Here is a 19,312-nt window from a genome sequence, read left to right on the forward strand (position 1 = left end):
CCATCCCCCCGCTCATGCCCCAAGCGCGTGAACAAGGCCACGAAACACATCGCCGCGCTGCTCATAATCCTTGAACTGGTCGAACGACGCGCACGCCGGCGACAACAGGACGATATCGCCCGGCTTTGCCGTCGCCGCCGCATGAGCGACCGCCGTGGCGAGATCCCCCGCGCGATCTACAGGCGAGGCATCGCCGATCTCGGCCGCGAACGACTCCATCGCCTCGCCGATCAGATAGGCGCGTTTGACGTGGCCGAACCATGGGCGGCACGCAGCCAGCCCGTCGCCTTTCGCCTGTCCGCCGGCAATCCAGTGGAGACGCTGGTCCGGCGCCGGCGGGAATGCCGCCAGCGCCGGTGCAGCGGAAGCCGCGTTGGTAGCCTTGCTGTCGTTGAACCAGCTGACCCCCCCGACTTCGCCGACCAATTCCATACGATGCGGCAGCGACTTGTAGGTCGCGAGGCCACATTCGATCTGCTCGTCGTTCAGCCCCAGAACGCGACACACCGCGATCGCACATACGGCGTTCTGGGCATTGTGCGGTCCCTGCAGCGCGGGCCAGCGGACCTGGTCGGCCGGATCAATGTCCCTTGCCGACACGCGGTGGAGGCGATGATTGATGCGGCTCGCGATCATCTTCGACGGATCATCGTCGACCGTGACAATCGCGACCTGATCACGGTGCTGGAGCGAGAAGAGCCGCGCTTTTGAAGCGGTGTACCCTTCGAAACCGTCATAGCGGTCGAGGTGGTCGGGGCTGAGGTTGGTAAGCACCGCGATGTCGCATGCGAGGCTGTGCGAAAGATCGATCTGATAACTCGACAGTTCGAGCACATAGACGCCACCCTCTGCAAGCGGCTCGCGCGTCAGGATCGGCAGGCCGATATTGCCTCCCATCAGCGTCGGCACCCCGGCGCTTCCGAGCATGTGCGCGATCAGTGCGGTTACGGTCGACTTGCCGTTGGTGCCGGTAATACCCACGATCTTGTGCGCGGGGAGTTCATCGCGCGCTTCGGCAAAGAGTTCGATATCGCCGATCACGGGCACATGCGCGTCTCGCGCGTGCGCGGCAATCGGGTGACGGTTGAGCGGCACGCCCGGCGACACGACGACGCCGGCAAAGCCGATCAGGTCGATCTTGAGCGGATTGCCGATATCGGCGCCAAGCGCCATCGCCTCGTCGCGCGCTTCCTCGCGGTCGTCCCACGCGGTGACGCCCGCGCCGCTTGCGACCAGCGCCTCGACGGTCGCAAGGCCAGAACGCGCCAGTCCCAGCACCGCATAGCGGCGACCGGCAAAGACGCGCGACGTGATCACCGGAGTTTCAAGGTCGCGAGCCCCGCAAGCGCAAGGACGATCGAGACGATCCAGAATCGGATGACGACGGTGGATTCGGGCCAGCCCAGTTGTTCGAAATGATGATGGATCGGCGCCATCCGAAACACCCGCTTGCCGGTGCGCTTGTACCAGAAGACCTGGATAATCACCGACAGCGCCTCGACCACGAACAACCCGCCGACGAGCACGAGCACCAGTTCATGCTGCGCGGTCACCGCGATCGTCGCGAGCGCGCCGCCAAGGGCGAGGCTGCCGGTGTCACCCATGAAGACGGCCGCCGGCGGCGCGTTAAACCACAGGAAGGCAAGGCACGCGCCGATGATCGCAGCAGCGAACACCGCCAGTTCGCCCGCGCCCGGCACATGCGGGATGCCGAGATATCCGGCGAACTTCACGTTGCCCGACAGATACACGATCACGAGGAAGGTCAGGCTGGCGATGATCACCGGGAAGGTCGCGAGGCCGTCGAGTCCGTCGGTGAGGTTCACCGCATTGCCGAAGCCCACGATCAGAACCATCGCGAAGACATAATAGAACGGCCCGAGCGGGATCACGATGCCGCTGAAAAAGGGCAGATACAGATCGGTCCCGGTGCGCGACACGATCAGCAGCACCGCGACCGCGGCGATCACGAACTCGATCAGCAAGCGGACCCGCCCGGGAATCCCGCGGTGACTGGCCTTGGTAACCTTGTCGAGATCGTCGAGGAAGCCGACCGCCGCGAAACCGCCGGTTACGAACAGGCACGCCCAGACGAACCGGTTCGACAAATCCATCCACAGAAGAGCCGAAATCATCAATGATATCAAAATCATAAGACCGCCCATCGTCGGCGTGCCCTTTTTCGCAAGATGGCTTTGCGGACCATCGTCGCGGATCGGCTGTCCCTTTCCCTGCCGCATGCGCAGCATCAGGATGAAGCGAGGGCCGATCCACAGCCCGATGATCAATGCGGTGGCGACCGCAGCCCCCGAACGGAAGCTCAGATACCGAATGAGGTTGAGCGCCCCCGGAAAGCCAAGCCATTCCGCCAGCCAGTAAAGCATCAATAATCCCCGTTGGTCAGTGCCGCCACGACGTGCGACAATCCGACGCTGTTCGACCCCTTGACCAGTACGGCGTCGCCCGGACGGATCAGGTCCTTCAGCCGCGTGATCGCGGCCGAGTGGGCGGGCACATGCTCGAAATCGATGCGGCCCTCAAGCGCTTTGGCGAGCGGCGCCATCTCTTCGCCGACAAGCAGGGCGAATTGCACCCCGGCCGCGACGAGCGGAGCCGCGAGGCCGGCATGCCAAGCTTCTCCACCCGGTCCAAGCTCTTTCATCGCACCGAGAATCGCGATCTTCCGATCCGCGGATTCGCTGCCAAACTGGGCGATGGTCGCGGCCATCGAAGCGGGATTGGCGTTGTAGCTCTCGTCGATGACGAGGATGTGGCCACCAGCGACTTCGGGACGGTGGCGCGCACCGCGACCGGCGAGCCCTGCCATTTCGGCAAAAGCAAGGCCTGCCGCCGGAAGATCGCCGCCGACCGCCTTCACCGCCGCCAGCACCGCGAGCGAATTCGACACCCAATGCGCACCCGCCTGCGCGATCGTGAAACAGAGGAGCGAATCCTGAACCTGCGCCGTGACGAGCGAGCCCCCGTTCCCGTCTGAAAGCCAGTCGACTGCGCGTACATCAGCGCCCTCGCCCAGCCCAAAGCTGACGATGTGGGCAGCGTGCTGTTCGGCCTTGGCGCGCAACCGCGCATAATGGGGGCTGTCAAACGGGATGATCGCGGTGCCGCCGGGTTCGAGCCCTTCGAAAATCTCGCCCTTCGCGTCGGCGATCGCTTCTTCGCTGCCGAAATATTCCATGTGGGCAGGGGCGATGGTCGTGACGATGGCGACGTGCGGCCGCACCATCCGCGTCAGTTCGGCGAGTTCGCCCGCGTGATTCATTCCCATTTCGAATACGCCGAAGTCGGCGGTCGAAGGCATGCGCGAAAGGCTCAATGGCACGCCGACATGATTGTTGTAACTTTTGACCGAGCGATGCGCCTTGCCGGGGCGGAAACGGTCGAGCGCCGCGAACAGCGCTTCCTTCGTCCCCGTCTTCCCTGCCGAGCCGGTGACGCCGATGACGCGGCCGTGGCTGCGCGCGCGCGATGCGGCGCCGAGCGCGTTCAAAGCTGCGACGCTGTCGGAAACGCGGACGTGCGGATGGTCGATTTCACTTTCGCAGACGATCCCGGCGGCGCCCGCGGAAATCGCCTTGTCGATGAACTGGTGGCCGTCGGCGAATTCGCCTTTCATCGCGATGAAAAGATCGCCGCTGGTAACCTCGCGCGAATCGAAGGCGACGCCCTGCACGGTGAAATCGGCGCTGGCAGTGCCGCCGGTGGCCGAAGCAATGGCGCGGGCGGTCCAGAGCGGGTTCATGCCGCCTCCTCGCGCGCGACCGCCACGTCATCGAAGGGGATGACGCGCATATCGTCGCCGCGCCCGACGATCTGACCCTGTTCGTGCCCCTTGCCCGCGATGCAGATTATGTCGTCGGCGCGCGCCGCGGCGATCGCCGCGGCGATTGCGGCGCGGCGATCGCCAATCACCTGAGCATCGGGTGCCGCCGCAGCGATCGCTTCGCGGATAGCGGCGGGATCTTCGCCGCGCGGATTGTCGTCGGTGATGATAAGCACGTCGGCCTTGGCTACGGCGACCCTGCCCATTTCAGGGCGCTTCGCCTGATCGCGGTCGCCGCCCGCGCCGAAAACGAGGATCAGCCGACCCGCAGCGTGCGGGCGGAGCGCATCGAGTGCCGCCTCGATCGCGTCGGGTGTGTGTGCATAGTCTATATAGATCGGCGCGCCGGCCTTCGTAATCGCGGCGCGTTCGAGCCGCCCTCGAACCGGCTGAAGCCGCGCAAGGTTACCGAGCGTCTGCGCCACATCTCCGCCCGTCGCGATGACGAGGCCGGCCGACACGAGCGCATTGGCTACCTGATAGGCGCCGATCAGCGGCAGGTTCACCTGGTGGCTCATGTCGCCCGCCACGACCACGAGCGACTGCCCGAGCTGCGTGGGTTCACGCGCGACGAGGCGCAGGTCGGCGCCGTTCGTACCGACGGTCAGCAAGCGCAGACCGCGCGTACGGACCGCGTCGATCGCCGCGGGCGAATATTCATCGTCAGCCCATATGACCGCTGCACCGCCCTGCCCGACGACTTCGGTGAACAGCCGGAGCTTCGCGGCGAGATAGGCTTCGATCGTGCCATGATAATCGAGGTGGTCATGGCTGAGGTTGGTGAACGCTGCCGCCTTCACCGGCAGTCCTTCGGTGCGATATTGATCGAGACCGTGGCTCGACGCTTCGAACGCGGCGTGGGTGACACCCTCGGCGGCAAGGCCCGACATATTCGACAGAAAAGTGACGATATCGGGCGTCGTGAGTCCGGTAGAAGCGCTTTCGCTCGACGTCGTGATGCCAAGCGTGCCAATCGATGCGGCGTTGAATCCCGCCATGCGCCAGAGTTGCCGCGTCATCTCGACGGTCGACGTCTTGCCGTTGGTCCCCGTCACCGCGACGCAGGTCGCCGGAAAACGATGGAAGAAGCGCGCGGCTATGTGCGCGAAGGCCCGGCGTGGATCGGCGTCGGCAATATGGACGGCGCCCTCGACCTTCGCCTCGGGCCGCGCGACGATCGCGATCGCTCCCGCCTCGATCGCCGCGACAATAAAATCCTCGCCATTGAATTTCGCACCGGGGAAAGCGCCGAAGATCGTTCCCGGAGCGACCTTGCGATGGTCGATGGCAAGCCCGGTGACGACCGGATCTGCGCCCTCCCGCCCCTGATCGTCGAGCAGAGCGGACAGGCGCATTATTCCCCTGCTCCATTTTTCCACAGGAGCGGGGTGAGTTCGGACACGTCGACGTCGCGGCTTTCGTCAGGGAAGACGCCCAGCATCGGCCCGGCGCGGGTCACGACCTTGCGCACGACGGGGGCGGCGGTCCAGCCCGCGGTACGCTGGCCCGAGCTATAGGCATTGCCCTTCGGCTCGTCGATCATCACCAGCACGACATAGCGCGGATTATCCATCGGGAAAGCAGCGGCAAAGGTCGAGACGAGCGAGTGGCGACGGTAGCCACCGGCGCCGGGCTTTTCGGCGCTGCCGGTTTTGCCGCCGACGCGGAAACCGGGAGCCTCTGCCTGCTTGCCGGTTCCGTCCGAGACGATCAGTCGCAGGAGCTGGCGCATCCGCGCGCTGGTCGCCGCCTTGAACACGCGGCGTCCCTGCGGCGGGGCCTTGTCGCCCAGTTTCATCAGCGTCGCGGGGCGCCAGATGCCGCCGTTGACCAGCGCGGCATAGGCACTTGCGAGGTGAAGCGGCGTGACCGCAATGCCATGACCATAGCTGGTCGTCATCGTGGTCAGCCTGCCCCAGTCCTTCGGCCACAGCGGAAAGGCGCGTTCCTTGAGTTCGATATGCGGGCGGCCGTCGAATTCGAGATTTCGGAACAGCTCTTCCATCTTTTCGCGACCCAGCTGATCGCCGATCTGCGCGGTCACGATGTTCGAACTGTGGATCAGCGTCTCCGGCACGTTGAGCCAGCGGTTCATCATGTGCGAATCGCGGATGCGGAACCCCGCAATCGCCAGCGGCTTGGTCGCATCGTAGCGCTTTGCCATGCTGGTGACGGTGCCATTGTCGATCGCAGCCGCGATGGACAGGGGCTTGAAGGTCGAACCAAGCTCGTAGAGATTATAGGTCACGGCGTTCCGCCGTGTCGTCGGATCACTGCCGGTCAGCTTGTTGGGATTGAAGGTCGGCAGCGACGTCATCGCGGCGACTTCGCCGGTATGGACGTCGAGGATGATGCCCGCACCGCCGATCGCTTCCAGATTGGTGACCGCTGCGCTGAGCTCGCTTTCAAGCACACCCTGAACGCGCGCGTCGATCGACAGCGCCAGCGGGTCGCCGCGCGTCGCCTTGTCAATCAACCGCTGGTCGAACGCACCCTCGACGCCGGTTACGCCATGCCCCTCGGCATTGGTAAAGCCGAGCACATGCGCCGCGAGCGACAGCTGCGGGTAAAGCCGTTCCTTCTCGCGCGGAAAATCGAACCCCACGTCGCCGATCGCGTTCACTGCGGCGACCTGGTCGGGCAGTGCGCGGCGTCGGATATAGGTCGGGCGCGGACCGCTGATTCTGGCGAACAGTTCCTCGCGCGGCGTGTCCGGGAAGATCTTGTGCAACTCGTCGGCGAGATATTGCCGGTCGTTGAGCAGCTTCGACGGCACGACGCGGATCGAATAGCCGTCGATGGTCCGCGCCAGCGGCACCCCATTGCGGTCGACGATATCGGCGCGCGCTGGAATGAAAGTCGCCGCCGAACGATGCCCCGACGCCGTATCGAACAGCGCGAAATAGACGAGCCGGACCGAGACGAGAAAAAAAGCGGCCGCGAACAACAGCATCAGGATCATCAACCGCTGCTGCGCGGTCAGCAATATCTGCTGCCGCACACCAGCGGTACGAACCCGGGTCGGACGGACGACCAGCGTGTTCATCGGCCTGACTTGCCTCCCGCCGCTTCGACTGCGGCCGCGCGCTTGAGATCGGCAAGCGTCGATTCGGCCAGCAGCTGGTCCTCGATCATCTTCAGCTGTTCGCGGCGCCGCGTCGGCGCCATCCGCGGGGCGGTGTCGCTGCGCACGCCGGTTTCGGCCTGCGCCAACACAACGGGCTTGGGCTTCGCGGACTTGGCGACAACAGGGCTTTCCTCGCGTGCAGGCTTGCCGGAAACGGAAGGAGTGCCGACCGGCGAGACCATCGCCATCAACACCGGCGCCACCTCAGTGGCGCCGCGGGCGCGCGGCAGCCGGTCAAGCGAGGCAAGCTGGCGCTCGTTCGCGATATACTGGTCGGCGTCAGGTGCCGAATAGCCGAAGGTATCGGCGTTCCACTGCTCGAGCTGGCGCATCGATGCGCGCACCGCGAGTTCGGATTCGAGATAGCGGATATTGTCGCGCGTCCGGTCGATCTGCCTTTCGATGCGCGTCAGCTCGCTGCGCGTCGCCGCGACCTTGAGCGACACCGGATAAAGCATCATCGCGAAGATGAGCACGAGCAGGACCAGGCCGATACCCTGGAGCTTGCGGGCGGCCATCAGCATGACATTGCCTCCTTTTTCAAATCATCGGACCAGGCGGGAGCTGCGGTCCGGATCGCACTGCGCAGCGTCGCCGAGCGCGCGCGGGGATTGCGCGCTTCCTCGGCCTTGCCCGGGCGCACCTTGCGCGCCGGTGTCTCGAAAGTTGCGGCCCGCGCCAGAGGGATCGGCGCGGGCCGGTGACGCGAACCGGCGGCATCGCCACCGCTACGTTCGCGCAGGAAATTCTTGACGATGCGGTCCTCGGTGCTGTGGAAACTCACGACCGCAAGCCGGCCGCCGGGGCGGAGGAGCCGTTCGGCGGCGTCCAGACCGGCGGCCAGCTCGTCGAGTTCGCCATTGATGTGGATGCGGATCGCCTGAAAACTTTTCGTCGAGGGATCTTTCGGCGCACCCGGGGGATGACGCAGTGCCTTGCGAACCACCGCGGCGAGTTCGCTTGTCCGGGTCAGCGGCCGCGCAGCGACGATCGCACGCGCCACCCGGCGCGACTGGCGCTCGTCGCCATAGTGAAACAGCACGTCGGCAATTTCGGTTTCGTCAGCGCTGTTCAGCCAGTCGGCGGCACTTTCGCCCTCCTGCGCCATGCGCATGTCAAGCGGACCGTCCTTCTGGAAGGAGAAGCCCCGCTCGTCCCGGTCGAGCTGCATCGACGAAACGCCGATATCGAAGGTGATGCCGTCGACGGTGTCGATGCCGCGTTCGGCGAGCAGCCGGTCGATCTCGCCGAAGCGGCCATGCACCAGCGTCAGCCGGCCGCCGGCTTCGGCGACCAGCGCCTGCCCTTCCGCAATCGCATCGGGATCGCGGTCGCAGGCCACCACCTCGGCGCCCGCCGCGAGCATCGCGCGGGTGTAACCGCCGGCGCCGAAGGTCGCGTCGACGTGACGCTCGCCGGGGGCAATGGCGAGCGCGGCGATGACTTCTTCGCGGAGGACCGGTTCATGGCGGGGGTCGCGCTGGATGCTTCCGGGGAGTCCGGGGGGAAGGTCGGTCACTTGCGCCCCTTCCCTTTGGCCTGATCCCATGAGGCGCCGAGACGCTGGAGCACCGGGTCGGCCTCGGCACATTCGGCGAGCGTCGGCAGCCACCAGATTTCGAAACGGCGGCCCGAACCCACAAAAGCCGTCGCGCCGGCATCGCCGACGCGGTCGCGGTGGATGAAGCTGGGAAGGAAGCGACCGCTATCATCGAGCGTATAGGGCTCTGTATAGCTGAAGCGCTTCTTGAACTCGGCATCTTCGTCAAAGTCGAGGTTGCGGAGCCGCGCGGTTTCGCGGTCGCGTTCGATCTCGCCGTTCAGCCGGTCGTACTGGTCCTGGCCATAGGCGACGAGGCACGGCAGCTTTTCATGGAAGCCAACCCAGAGCACGCGCTGGCCGTCCGCAGTGAGGGGCACATTGTTGCGGAACTGAGAGGGAACGGCGATCCGCCCCTTGCCATCGATCGCGGCAAAATTGGTGCCCGCGTACTGGCCGGGCGTCACAATTGCCATCGCTATGCCCCCTGTATCGCGCCACCGGGCAATACTTTCCCGTCCCCGGAATCGCACAATTCCAGCTGGTTCGGCTCGGGTGGAGATTGCCCCTCTCCGATTCCTGCGTACCAACTATAGATCGGGGTGAAAAGGGGTAATTTAGGGCAAAGTAGGGAATCTAGCCCCCATTTATCGCAAAATGCCTCAATAGACGTGTTAAATCCGGTCGGACCATTGCAAACAGTCCGTCAGGGCGAAAAGAGAATGGGGCGAAACGGGGCAGGAAAGCCCGCTCAAGTGGCGCGGATGCGAATCCAGACCGGGCGCAGCCAGCCTTGTCCGGAGCCACGCCACAAACGTGCGGACAGCCATTCCATCGTATCGGCCTGCCGAAGATGTGCGGCACCCGGAACCAGCGGCCTCCACAGGGGATAAAAAAGCAGGTCGGCATCGCCGACCAGCCACGCGTCGCCCTTCCCTATCCGACAGCGGGCGATGCGCCGGCCGGCATAGGCAAGGCATTGCGGCGGCAGACCGTCAAAGCGGCCGGCGCTGAAAAGGCGAAGTCGCGCACCGTCCACGTCAACGGGCAGCGCAGCTATTTCGGCCACGGGCGCCGCGTCGAGCGTGATGCCCCAATGGTCGAGCAACGGCGCAAGCAGACTGGTCACCGGTGGATTGCGCGGATCGCCGAGCGGATAGCGGGCTGGCCAGCCCGAGAGCGCATCGGCCAGGACGACGACGCGTCCGCCACCGCGCACGAATGCGTCGATCGCGACCAGTTCGCGCGGCGCCAGAGCGCGCGGATGGGCAACGAACAGCGCGCCGCCCGGCGGCGGGACTTGATCGACGAGGCTGTCGACCAGCGACACCGGGCCTGTGGATTCCAGCCGTACAAGTGCGAGATCGTCACGCACGCCGCCGGCGATTATCGCCGTAATGTCGCCACCGCCCGACCAGCGCAGCGGCAAACCGGTCAGCATGGTGACAGCAGGCGACCCGGCCGGCGCCGCGCTTGGTCGATAGAGCGCCGAAAGCCATACATGCCCCGCCCCGAACCAGCCGACGACAAGTACCACCGCCGCCAGCCAAGGCAGAAAACCGTGCCCGGCTCGCCACCGAAAAAGTGTGTCGGCGACAAGTGCGGCAGCCCCCCCGGCGAGTGCGGCGAGCAAAAGCTGGAGCCACGGTATCGTTCCGGCAAGAGCGATAGCAAGCAGCGCCTGCACGATAGCAAGAAAGACAAGTACCAGAAACGGGGCGCGGAACCGGACCGCACCCACTTCTTCCCGCTGCCGCCAGGCAAGGATCAGCATCGGCAGCATGAGCACCGGAATCGCAAGTGCGGGATCGACGCGGCCGAGTAGTGCCTGCCCGCCCGCGATCCAGGCCAGGGCGGCGGCAGCGAGAGCCGTCATAAAGGCGCGCAGCAAAAGCCGGCGCGACGTCGATGTCACTGCTTCGACTGGCGCGCGCGCTGGAGAGCGGGGTCGGGTTCGAGATCGGGAACCGCTGCCGTCGGCGCCGCCTGCGGCACTTTAACCGAGGTCGCCCCATTTTCATCTTTCGAAGACGGCGAAACCGGCTGAACGCCCAGTTCCTCAAGCGGAGCGCCGCTCGCGGTTGGCTCGCCCGGCATCTTGACTTCCTCGACCACCGCCGCATCGCTGGCTGCACGCTCGCGCGCACGCTCCCCGATCAGCCCCGCCATGCCGACGAGCAGCAACACCGTGAGCACCCCGGCGATACCGATCTGCAGGCGCCGCATTGTGTCGTTAACGGGCACCAAGGCCGGAGCAGACGCGGACTCCGCCTTGCGCGCCGGGTTGGCGTCGACCCTGATACCGCTCACGTTCCCGTCTCCTCTGACGTTTCCGCCAGGCCTTTGCTCGCCAACCACTCGGGGTTGTAGAGTGTCGAGAGATAGCGAAACCCGCTGTCGCACAGGATGGTTGCAATGCGCTTGCCCGGCCCCAGTTGCCGCGCCAGCGCCATCGCTCCGGCGACGTTGATCCCCGACGACAGGCCGAGGCACAGCCCTTCCTCGTCGAGCAGGCGACGGGCCACGGCGAGGCCCTCGGCATCGGAAATACGGAACTGCGTATCGATCGGCGCGCCGTCGAGATTGGCGGTGATGCGGTTCTGACCAATGCCCTCGGCGACGCTGCTCCCTTCGGCCTTCAGCTCTCCGCACTGGTAATAATTATAGAGGCCCGCGCCGTGCGGATCGGTGAGCGCGATGACGATATCGGCGTTTTTCGCCTTCAGACCGAGTCCGGTTCCCGCGATCGTGCCGCCGGTGCCTGCCGCACAGGTAAAGCCGTCGATGCGTCCATCCATCTGCGTCCAGATTTCTTCCGCCGTGCCGTGCACATGCGATTTGCGATTGGCGATATTGTCGAACTGGTTCGCCCAGATCGCATTGTCGGTCTCTTCGGCGATACGGCGCGAGGTGTGGACGAAATGGCCGGGATTGGCAAAAGGCGCGGGCGGAACGAGCACCAGCTCGGCGCCAAGCGCGCGAATCGTCGCCATTTTCTCGGCGCTCTGATTGTCGGGCATGACGATGATCGTCTTGTAGCCGAGCGCGTTGCCGACGAGCGCCAAGCCGATGCCTGTGTTGCCCGCCGTCCCCTCGACGATTGTGCCGCCGGGGCGCAGACTGCCATTCTCCTCGGCGTCACGAACGATATAGAGCGCAGCGCGGTCCTTCACCGACCCGCCGGGGTTCGCATATTCGCACTTGCCCCAGATTTCGCAGCCAGTGGCTTCGCTGGGACCCTTGAGCAGCACTAAAGGTGTGTTGCCAATGAGGGCGAGACTGTTTTCGGCAATGGTCATGCGCCATGATTTAGGGCGGCGCCATGAACGTCGCAAGACAGCTTCGCTTGCCTCGGCAATTGCCGGCCTTTGTCGACGAACGGTCTGTCAGCAACGACCAACGACCTGAAGCGCGTCGACGGGGGCTTGCAGCTGTAACAGTATATCATTACTGGAACCGCCACAGGTTGCCACAAAACAGGACTCTCCCCTTATGCGTTTGCTTTCTTCCACCGGCTTCACCTTCGCCCTGATCCTTGCCACTCCCGCTTTCGCGCAAGACAGTGCTCCGGTAAGCGGCGACGATGTGCACGCGGGCGGACCGATCGTCGTCACCGCACCCTATGTCCGCAGCCTCGACATCCTCGGCAATGTGTCGGTGCTCGAGGGTGATGAACTGGCGCGTGATATCCGCGGGCAGATCGGCGACACACTCACACGGCAGCCGGGCGTGTCGGCGACGAGCTTTTCTCCCGGCGCGTCGCGCCCCGTCCTGCGGGGTTTTTCGGGCGAGCGCGTGCGCGTTCTGACCGACGGCATCGGGTCGATCGATGCATCGAACACCTCCGCCGATCACGCGGTCACCATAGACCCGCTGACCGTTGAGCGTATCGAAATCCTGCGTGGACCTGCCGTGCTCCTGTTCGGCAGTCAGGCCATCGGCGGCGCAGTAAATATGTTCGACCGTCGGATCCCCAGGAAGGTTCCCGCCGACCACGTCCATGTCGACGCGATCGGCGGCTATGCGACCGCCGCCGACGACCGCAATATCGGTGGCTCGATCGACGTTGCGCTGAGCCCGCAGGTGGTCGCGCATGTTGACGGAAGCTGGCGAAAGACGGGCGACATGCGCAGCGGCGGCTTTGTCTATGCCCCTGATATTCGCGGCGACCTGCTTCATCTTGCCGAACATGCGCTTGAGGATGGCCATGCCGACGAAGCAGCCGAACTGACCGCCCAGGCAGGGAAGCGCGGCAAGATCGACAATACGCAAAGCGAGACCTGGACCGCCGGCGGCGGCCTGTCGCTGATCAACGACGGCGGCCAGCTCGGTATTTCGATCGGCTATTACGACACCAACTATGGTGTGCCCGACCGCCCGAACACCGCGCATGACCACGGCGGCGAGGAAGAAGAAGGCGGGCATGAGCATGGCGAAGGCCCCGTCACCATTGGGATGAAGCAATGGCGCGCCGACCTTCGCGGCGAAGTCGAGCTGGGCGACGGCTTTTTCGACAAGCTGCGCATCCGTGCGGGCTTCGCCGATTACAAGCACACCGAATTCGAGGGCGACGAAGTCGGCACCGTCTTCACCAATCAGGGCATCGAAGGCCGGATCGAGCTGGCGCAGAGCGACCGCGGCGGCTGGCGCGGCGCAAGCGGCGTGCAGTACAGCCACCGCGATTTCGACGCGATCGGAGCCGAGGCGTTCGTACCTCGGAACCTGACCGATCAGTTCGCGCTGTTCACGCTGCAGGAATATACGGCGGGCCCGCTCGGCCTCGAAGCCGCGGCGCGCTACGAAAAGACCAGCGTGCGCGCACAGACGCTGGGCTTCGATCGCAGCTTCGACAGCTTCTCGGGCGCGCTCGGTGCGACCTATGATTTATTCGAGGGCGCGAAATTCGGCGTCTCGGTATCGCGGGCGGTCCGCGCGCCCTCGGCCGAGGAACTGCTGTCGAACGGTCCGCACATCGCGACGCAGAGCTTCGAGCTCGGCGACCCGAACCTGAAGCGTGAATCCAACTGGGGGGCCGAAGCCTCGTTCAAGATCAAGACCGACGCGTTCAACCTGAGCCTGACCGGCTATTCGAACTGGTTCGACAATTTCGTCTATTCGGCGGCGACGGGCGCGGAACAGGATGAGTTGCCCGTCTTCCAGTATTTCCAGCGCGACGCGCGTGTCTGGGGTTTCGAGGCCGAAGCGAGCGCACGGCTGGCACAGATCGGCGGGTTCAATATCGTGAGCGATGTCACCGCCGACATGACGCGTGCCAGGATCAAGAACGCAGGCCTCGATCGCAACGTGCCGCGTATCCCGCCGCTGCGCGTGCTGGGCGGGCTCGAAGCGCAAGGCGAACGGCTCGATGCGCGCGTCGAGGTTGAATGGACCGACGACCAGACGCGCACCGCACAGTTCGAGACGCCGACCGACGGCTTCACCTTGGTCAACGCGTCGCTCAGCTGGCGCCCGCTTCCCGATACGAAGAATCTGACGCTCAGCCTGTCGGCGAACAATATCTTCGACGTCGAAGCACGCCGCCACGCCAGCTTTACCAAGGATTATGTGCCGCTCGCCGGTCGCGATTTCCGGCTCACAGCCCGGGCGAGCTTCTAACTCTTCTCCGCTCGTCCCGAGGGCCGGGTCCGGTTCAACCGGACCCGGCCCGTTCGGTTTCAGAAGGCGAGCTGCTTGCGCTTGTTCCAGTAGATCGAGGTCGCGGCCGCATAGGCGCCGACCTTTTCCCATGCCGCGCCGTCGATCTTTTCGATGTCAACGCCGGCATCGACATAGGCTTGGACGATCGTCATGATCTGCTCTTCGGTCATATTGGTCGACAGGTCGGGATTCGTTCCGCCCGGGCCGAAGTGGAGCGCCTTGTCGACCACCGCGGGCGACAGATCGAGCTTTCCCATATCCGCTGCGAGCCATTCGCGCGCGATGCGCGCAAGGCTGTAATCGAAATAAGCGGCCTTCTGCTCGGCCGCGATGCCATGACGCGCGGCGCATGCGTCGGCCACGGTCGCCAGATTTTTGAACAGGACTTCGCGCGAAGCTTCATCGCCCCCGCCCCCCATCGCACCGCCGAGCGCCGCCTTGGCGTCGCTCGGGATCGAAGCGACAACGCAGTCGAACTTTTCACCCTCTTGCGCCATGACCGCGCCGGGCAGCGCCGCAGACACCAGCATCGCCGCAGCCATCAAAGTCCTGAACATCGACTCGTCTTCCGTTCTCGATAGACCGGCCTCAGGACAGCATGGCCATCCCGCCGTTCACATGCAACGTCTGGCCCGTGACATAGGCCGCCTCTTTCGACGCGAGATAGACGACCGCCGCAGCGATATCGCTGCCCTCACCCATCCGGCCCGCCGGGATGCGCTGGTTGAGCGCTTCCTTTTGCGCGTCGGGCAGGTCGTCGGTCATCGCGGTGGCGATGAAACCCGGCGCGACGCAGTTCGCGGTGACGCCGCGGCTCGCGAGTTCCTGCGCCAGCGCCTTGGTCATTCCGGTCACGCCCGCCTTCGAGGCGGCATAATTGGCCTGCCCCGGATTGCCGGTGGCGCCGACGACGCTGGTGATCGAGATGATGCGGCCGAACCGCGCCTTCATCATCGGCTTCGCCGCGGCGCGCGCGAGGCGGAAATTGGCTTCGAGGTTGATGCGGATGACGTCCGACCACTCGTCATCCTTCATCCGCATGATCAGATTGTCGCGCGTCACCCCGGCGTTGTTCACGAGGATATCGAGTTGCCCCAGCGCCTCGACCGCCGAAGGAACAAGCGCATCGACCGCGGCGGCATCGCCAAGGTTGCAGGGCAGCGCGACATGATCGCCGCCGAGTGCGGCGCGGAAGGCGTTCAGCTTGTCGGCGTTGGAGCCCGACACCGCAAGCCGGGCACCCTGCGCGGCCAGTGCCTGCGCGATAGCCGAACCGATGCCGCCCGAGGCGCCGGTGACGAGGGCGGTCATGCCGGTGAGATCGAACATCTGCATTCTCCTGAATTCTGTAATTTAGAGCGTCTTGAGCAATGCTTCGATGTCGTCCATCGAAATCACGCTGGCCGTCTCGACCTCGCCCGATGCGCTGCGCTTGACCATCGGCGAGAGGACCTTGCCGCCGAATTCGACGAAGTGCGTGACGCCGATATCCTCCATCGAACCGACGCTTTCGCGCCAGCGGACGCGCCCGGTGACCTGGCTTACCAGGAGGTCGCGGATCGCGTCCGGATCGCTGGCCGGGCTGGCGGTCACATTTGCGACAACCGGCACAAATGGCGCGGCAGGCGGATTCGCGCCGAGCGCTTCGGCCATCGCATCGGCTGCCGGCTGCATCAGCGGGCAATGGAAGGGCGCCGAGACAGGCAGCAACACACCGCGCTTGATGCCATAATCCTTGACCAGCGCGACCGCGCGCTCGACCGCACCCCTGTGGCCCGAGATCACGACCTGCGACGGGTCATTGTCGTTGGCGACGGTGCAGACCTCACCCTCGGCAGCAGCGTCGGCAAGCTTCTGCGCCGTTTCGATATCGGCGCCGAGCAGCGCCGCCATCGCGCCGACGCCGACGGGCACCGCCGCCTGCATCGCCTGCCCGCGCGTCTTCAGAAGCCGTGCGGTGGTCGCAAGGTCGAAGGCACCCGCAGCGCAGAGCGCGCTATATTCGCCGAGACTGTGGCCCGCGACATAATCGGCCTTGGCCGACAGCGTGACGCCGCCTTCCTTTTCGAGCACGCGCAGCGTCGCGATCGCGTTCGCCATGATCGCAGGCTGGGCGTTTTCGGTGAGCGTCAGCTGGTCCTCGGGGCCTTCGCTCATCAACCGGAACAGCTTCTGGTCCAGCGCGTCGTCGACTTCCTGAAACACTTCACGCGCAACCGGCGATGCGTCGCAGAGGGCCTTGCCCATGCCGACCGCCTGACTGCCCTGACCCGGAAAAATAAATGCGCGCATGTTGCGTCCCCTGCGATACCATTCGTTACCGCGCGCCTATTCCCTCACCCCGCGCGATGCAAGCCGAAGGGCACGACCTTGTTCGCCACGTCGTGGCCGATGTCGGCCCGCCCGAGCCAGGGTATGCCCGCGCGTGCGCACCAGCCCTGCGCGATCTCTTCGGCGGCCATGCCAAAGGGGCGGTCGTTTTCGGGGATATCACTCACCCGACCGAGCCGAAGGCCGGCCAGCCCGCGCGGAGCCAGATAGCTGGTGACATGGAAGAAGGCGCGGTCGAAGGCATAGAGATATTCGCTGACCTCTTCGACGAGCAGGACATGCCCCGAAAGATCGGGTTCGAGCGGCGTGCCCAGCAGCATCGACAGCGTCATCAGGTTGAACGCCGCATGGCGCGCTCCGTGCTGGAGCCCGGCCTCGCACGCCGCAGGATCGCGCGCGACAAGCCAGTCGAGTGCGCGAAGAACCGCCGCGTCGCCACCCTCGCGGCGGATATCGGCGACCATCGGGCCATGCGCGACATGATCGAAGCCGTCGCGATAGAGCGCTCCGAGCAGATTGCCCTGATCCGAATAGCCGAGGAACGCCTTCCCCCGCGCGACGTCGGTCATCGCCGCGACCGCATCTTCGGCGATCCGGCACGCGCCATAACCGCCGCGCGCGAACCAGATCGCGTCGATGTCGGGACGGTTCGCCATCTCGATGAGTGCGGCGAAGCGGTGGCCATCCTCGCCCGCGAAATGGCCGTGCGTTGCGAAGCATTGCGGGTCGAAGATCAATTCGACGTCGGGGTAGCCGAGGCTCGCGAGCGCACGCACGGCTTCGGCGTCATCGGGAAGGATGGGGGTCGAGGGGGCAACGATGCCGATACGCATGGGCTGGCTGATTCCTCGATCCGCCCGACGCGAGCGGTTATTGCGGCGGGTGCGGTTGCAAACCCTTCGCCAAGGCCATAACGCCGCGCCATGTCGGAAAACAAATCCTATTTCTTCTGCGGCATCGGCGGGTCGGGCATGTTACCGCTCGCGATGATCGTCGCGGCGCGAGGCGCTGCGGTTTCGGGATCGGATCGCAGCCGCGATCAGGGGCGGACGCCTGAGAAATTCTCGTGGCTCGAAAGTCAGGGCATTGCCTTTTATCCGCAGGACGGCAGCGGGCCGCAGGCGGGCCAGATCCTCGTCGCCTCGGCCGCGATCGAAGACAGCGTTCCCGATATCGCCGCGGCCAACGCGCTCGGCCTGTCGCGCATGACGCGCGCCGACCTGAATGCGGCGCTTTTCAATGCAGCAGACAAGGCGATCGGCGTCGGCGGAACGAGCGGCAAATCGACTGTCACCGGAATGATCGGCTGGATTCTCGAAAGCGCGGGCCGCAAACCGACGGTGATGAACGGCGCGGTAATGCGCAACTTTTCGGGTGACGACCGCCCCTTTGCCAGCGCGCTGGTCGGCGACGCCGAAACCTATGTGAGCGAGGTTGACGAAAGCGACGGATCGATCGCTCTCTACCGTCCCGACGTCGCGGTGGTCACCAACATCAGCCTCGACCACAAAAGCCTTGCCGAGTTGCATCAGCTATTCGGCGACTTCACCGCCAAGGCGCGCATCGCGGTGATCAACGCCGACGACCCCGAATCCGTCCCTTTGTTCAACGCCGACAACAATCTGCGCTTCGGCTTTGGCGATGGTGCGGCGATGCGGGGGAGTGATTTCGAGGCTCTTCCCGACGGCTGTCGCTTTGCCGTGAGCTTTGCGGGCGACCGCCACGCGGTCCGCCTGCGCATGCCCGGACGGCACAATGCCGCTAATGCGCTGGCAGCGATCGCCGCCGCGCGGGCGGTCAATATACCGGTCGCGCAGTCGGTTGCGGCGCTCGCCGGTTTCGCGGGTCTGGCGCGCCGGTACGAAGTCCTGGGGCAAGCGGGCGGCGTCACCGTTATCGACGACTTTGCGCACAACCCCGACAAGGTCGCCGCGACGCTCGCCGCCGTCGCCGAACTGCCTGGCCGCGCCCTGCTCTTTTTCCAGCCGCACGGCTATGGCCCGCTGCGCCAGATGGGCACGGAACTCGCGGCGAGCTTTGCCAAAGGAATGCGCGGCGGCGACAGGCTCTATGTCTGTGATCCGGTCTATTTCGGCGGCACCGTCGACCGCAGCGTCGGGAGCGAGGCGCTGGTGGCCGATATCGTCGCCGGCGGCGCCGATGCGATGCACCTGACGACGCGCGCCCATTGCGGCGCGGCAATGCTCGACGAAGCGAAGGCGGGCGACCGCATCCTTATCCTCGGCGCGCGCGATGATACGCTGACCGAATTCGGGCATGAACTCCTGGAAAAGCTGGCGCTCCGCGCTTGATTCTTTCGCCCGAATCTGTATAGGCGCGCTCATTCGGGGCGAGGCCACGTTGCCATCGCCCCGTTTGCTTTGCACCAATCCGCAAGGCTTGACGACAGCCGGAGGGGTTTCGCGATTGGCGCGAAGCCAGCGATCGGCCAAATCGAAGGAAGCGCACCATGCCGTTTTACGAGCATGTCTTTATCGCGCGTCAGGACCTGAGCCAGGCTCAGGTCGACGCGCTGGCGGAAACCGTCACCAACGTCATCGGCGAATTCAAGGGCACGGTCCACAAGACCGAGACCTGGGGCCTCAAGCAGCTCGCCTACAAGATCCAGAAGAACCGCAAGGGTCATTATGTGATGCTCTCGGCCGAAGTGTCGGGCGAAGCCATCGCAGAGATCGAGCGTCAGGCTGCGATCAACGAAGATATCATCCGCTGGCTCACCATCAAGGTCGACGAACTCGAAAAGGGTCCGTCGGTGATGATGCGCAAGCAGGAACGTCGTGGCGGCCGCGGCCGT

At 65.1% G+C, this 19,312-nt stretch carries 18 protein-coding genes; 3 read left to right on the forward strand and 15 right to left on the reverse strand.

Features of this window, described 5'->3' with window-relative positions; translation table 11 throughout:
- Positions 1-12: 12 nt before the first annotated feature.
- From murD to VN047_RS10335, 11 genes are all read right to left on the reverse strand, one after another.
- On the reverse strand, positions 13-1,317 hold the full coding sequence (gene murD / locus VN047_RS10285; protein ID WP_325542350.1) for a UDP-N-acetylmuramoyl-L-alanine--D-glutamate ligase: 1,305 nt from the start codon (positions 1,315-1,317) through the stop codon (positions 13-15).
- A complete protein-coding gene (mraY, locus tag VN047_RS10290; protein WP_325542351.1) occupies positions 1,314-2,384 on the reverse strand; it encodes a phospho-N-acetylmuramoyl-pentapeptide-transferase in 1,071 nt (356 codons plus the stop codon). Before mraY ends, murD begins: the two co-directional genes overlap by 4 nt.
- Complete coding sequence (locus VN047_RS10295; protein WP_325542353.1) at positions 2,384-3,760, reverse strand: UDP-N-acetylmuramoyl-tripeptide--D-alanyl-D-alanine ligase; 1,377 nt, start codon at positions 3,758-3,760, stop codon at positions 2,384-2,386. Before VN047_RS10295 ends, mraY begins: the two co-directional genes overlap by 1 nt.
- Complete coding sequence (locus VN047_RS10300) at positions 3,757-5,196, reverse strand: UDP-N-acetylmuramoyl-L-alanyl-D-glutamate--2,6-diaminopimelate ligase (RefSeq protein WP_325542355.1); 1,440 nt, start codon at positions 5,194-5,196, stop codon at positions 3,757-3,759. Before VN047_RS10300 ends, VN047_RS10295 begins: the two co-directional genes overlap by 4 nt.
- Positions 5,196-6,887: a penicillin-binding protein 2 gene (locus tag VN047_RS10305; protein ID WP_325542357.1), complete on the reverse strand. Its 1,692-nt coding sequence runs from the start codon at positions 6,885-6,887 to the stop codon at positions 5,196-5,198. The genes VN047_RS10300 and VN047_RS10305 overlap by 1 nt, the downstream gene beginning before the upstream one ends.
- Positions 6,884-7,492: a hypothetical protein gene (locus VN047_RS10310; RefSeq protein WP_325542360.1), complete on the reverse strand. Its 609-nt coding sequence runs from the start codon at positions 7,490-7,492 to the stop codon at positions 6,884-6,886. Before VN047_RS10310 ends, VN047_RS10305 begins: the two co-directional genes overlap by 4 nt.
- Entirely contained in the window at positions 7,486-8,487 is a 1,002-nt protein-coding gene (rsmH, locus tag VN047_RS10315) for a 16S rRNA (cytosine(1402)-N(4))-methyltransferase RsmH (RefSeq protein ID WP_325542362.1), read from the reverse strand. Before rsmH ends, VN047_RS10310 begins: the two co-directional genes overlap by 7 nt.
- The gene (locus VN047_RS10320) at positions 8,484-8,984 is read right to left on the reverse strand and encodes a division/cell wall cluster transcriptional repressor MraZ (RefSeq protein ID WP_325542364.1); all 501 of its coding nucleotides are present in this window, start codon (positions 8,982-8,984) and stop codon (positions 8,484-8,486) included. Before VN047_RS10320 ends, rsmH begins: the two co-directional genes overlap by 4 nt.
- A 275-nt stretch (positions 8,985-9,259) precedes the next feature.
- Complete coding sequence (locus VN047_RS10325) at positions 9,260-10,384, reverse strand: Gldg family protein (RefSeq protein WP_325542366.1); 1,125 nt, start codon at positions 10,382-10,384, stop codon at positions 9,260-9,262.
- 35 nt (positions 10,385-10,419) lie between these two features.
- Positions 10,420-10,818: a hypothetical protein gene (locus VN047_RS10330; protein WP_325542368.1), complete on the reverse strand. Its 399-nt coding sequence runs from the start codon at positions 10,816-10,818 to the stop codon at positions 10,420-10,422.
- Entirely contained in the window at positions 10,815-11,807 is a 993-nt protein-coding gene (locus tag VN047_RS10335) for a cysteine synthase A (protein WP_325542370.1), read from the reverse strand. Before VN047_RS10335 ends, VN047_RS10330 begins: the two co-directional genes overlap by 4 nt.
- Positions 11,808-12,000: 193 nt before the next feature.
- Between VN047_RS10335 and VN047_RS10340 the strand changes: the two genes are divergently transcribed.
- Positions 12,001-14,124, forward strand: a complete 2,124-nt coding sequence (locus VN047_RS10340; protein ID WP_325542372.1) for a TonB-dependent receptor — start codon at positions 12,001-12,003, stop codon at positions 14,122-14,124.
- A 59-nt stretch (positions 14,125-14,183) separates the two neighbouring features.
- Here the strand turns inward: VN047_RS10340 and VN047_RS10345 are convergent, their stop codons facing one another.
- The 4 genes from VN047_RS10345 to VN047_RS10360 are packed head-to-tail and all read right to left on the reverse strand — an operon-like array spanning position 14,184 to position 17,330.
- Entirely contained in the window at positions 14,184-14,723 is a 540-nt protein-coding gene (locus tag VN047_RS10345; RefSeq protein ID WP_325542374.1) for a hypothetical protein, read from the reverse strand.
- 31 nt (positions 14,724-14,754) lie between these two features.
- The gene (fabG, locus tag VN047_RS10350) at positions 14,755-15,495 is read right to left on the reverse strand and encodes a 3-oxoacyl-[acyl-carrier-protein] reductase (RefSeq protein WP_325542376.1); all 741 of its coding nucleotides are present in this window, start codon (positions 15,493-15,495) and stop codon (positions 14,755-14,757) included.
- 24 nt (positions 15,496-15,519) lie between these two features.
- Positions 15,520-16,458: an ACP S-malonyltransferase gene (gene fabD / locus VN047_RS10355; protein ID WP_325542378.1), complete on the reverse strand. Its 939-nt coding sequence runs from the start codon at positions 16,456-16,458 to the stop codon at positions 15,520-15,522.
- Between the two features lie 44 nt (positions 16,459-16,502).
- A complete protein-coding gene (locus VN047_RS10360) occupies positions 16,503-17,330 on the reverse strand; it encodes an LD-carboxypeptidase (RefSeq protein ID WP_325542380.1) in 828 nt (275 codons plus the stop codon).
- 90 nt (positions 17,331-17,420) lie between these two features.
- On the opposite strand from VN047_RS10360, the gene VN047_RS10365 reads away from it, so the two are divergent.
- Entirely contained in the window at positions 17,421-18,809 is a 1,389-nt protein-coding gene (locus VN047_RS10365) for a Mur ligase family protein (protein WP_325542381.1), read from the forward strand.
- 158 nt (positions 18,810-18,967) lie between these two features.
- Positions 18,968-19,312, forward strand: a 345-nt coding sequence (gene rpsF, locus VN047_RS10370; protein WP_325542383.1) for a 30S ribosomal protein S6, incomplete at its 3' end; no start/stop codon positions are given.

This window comes from Sphingopyxis sp. (genome assembly GCF_035565275.1).
GTDB lineage: Bacteria > Pseudomonadota > Alphaproteobacteria > Sphingomonadales > Sphingomonadaceae > Sphingopyxis.

Excerpts from the sequence above, each read along its gene's own strand:
- mraY (WP_325542351.1), bottom strand. The coding sequence starts at position 2,384 with ATGCTTTACTGGCTGGCGGAATGGCTTGGCTTTCCGGGGGCGCTCAAC.
- VN047_RS10295 (WP_325542353.1), bottom strand. The coding sequence starts at position 3,760 with ATGAACCCGCTCTGGACCGCCCGCGCCATTGCTTCGGCCACCGGCGGC.
- VN047_RS10300 (WP_325542355.1), bottom strand. The coding sequence starts at position 5,196 with ATGCGCCTGTCCGCTCTGCTCGACGATCAGGGGCGGGAGGGCGCAGAT.
- VN047_RS10305 (WP_325542357.1), bottom strand. The coding sequence starts at position 6,887 with ATGAACACGCTGGTCGTCCGTCCGACCCGGGTTCGTACCGCTGGTGTG.
- VN047_RS10310 (WP_325542360.1), bottom strand. The coding sequence starts at position 7,492 with ATGCTGATGGCCGCCCGCAAGCTCCAGGGTATCGGCCTGGTCCTGCTC.
- VN047_RS10320 (WP_325542364.1), bottom strand. The coding sequence starts at position 8,984 with ATGGCAATTGTGACGCCCGGCCAGTACGCGGGCACCAATTTTGCCGCG.
- VN047_RS10325 (WP_325542366.1), bottom strand. The coding sequence starts at position 10,384 with ATGACGGCTCTCGCTGCCGCCGCCCTGGCCTGGATCGCGGGCGGGCAG.
- VN047_RS10335 (WP_325542370.1), bottom strand. The coding sequence starts at position 11,807 with ATGACCATTGCCGAAAACAGTCTCGCCCTCATTGGCAACACACCTTTA.
- VN047_RS10340 (WP_325542372.1), top strand. The coding sequence starts at position 12,001 with ATGCGTTTGCTTTCTTCCACCGGCTTCACCTTCGCCCTGATCCTTGCC.
- VN047_RS10345 (WP_325542374.1), bottom strand. The coding sequence starts at position 14,723 with ATGTTCAGGACTTTGATGGCTGCGGCGATGCTGGTGTCTGCGGCGCTG.
- fabG (WP_325542376.1), bottom strand. The coding sequence starts at position 15,495 with ATGTTCGATCTCACCGGCATGACCGCCCTCGTCACCGGCGCCTCGGGC.
- fabD (WP_325542378.1), bottom strand. The coding sequence starts at position 16,458 with ATGCGCGCATTTATTTTTCCGGGTCAGGGCAGTCAGGCGGTCGGCATG.
- VN047_RS10360 (WP_325542380.1), bottom strand. The coding sequence starts at position 17,330 with ATGCGTATCGGCATCGTTGCCCCCTCGACCCCCATCCTTCCCGATGAC.
- VN047_RS10365 (WP_325542381.1), top strand. The coding sequence starts at position 17,421 with ATGTCGGAAAACAAATCCTATTTCTTCTGCGGCATCGGCGGGTCGGGC.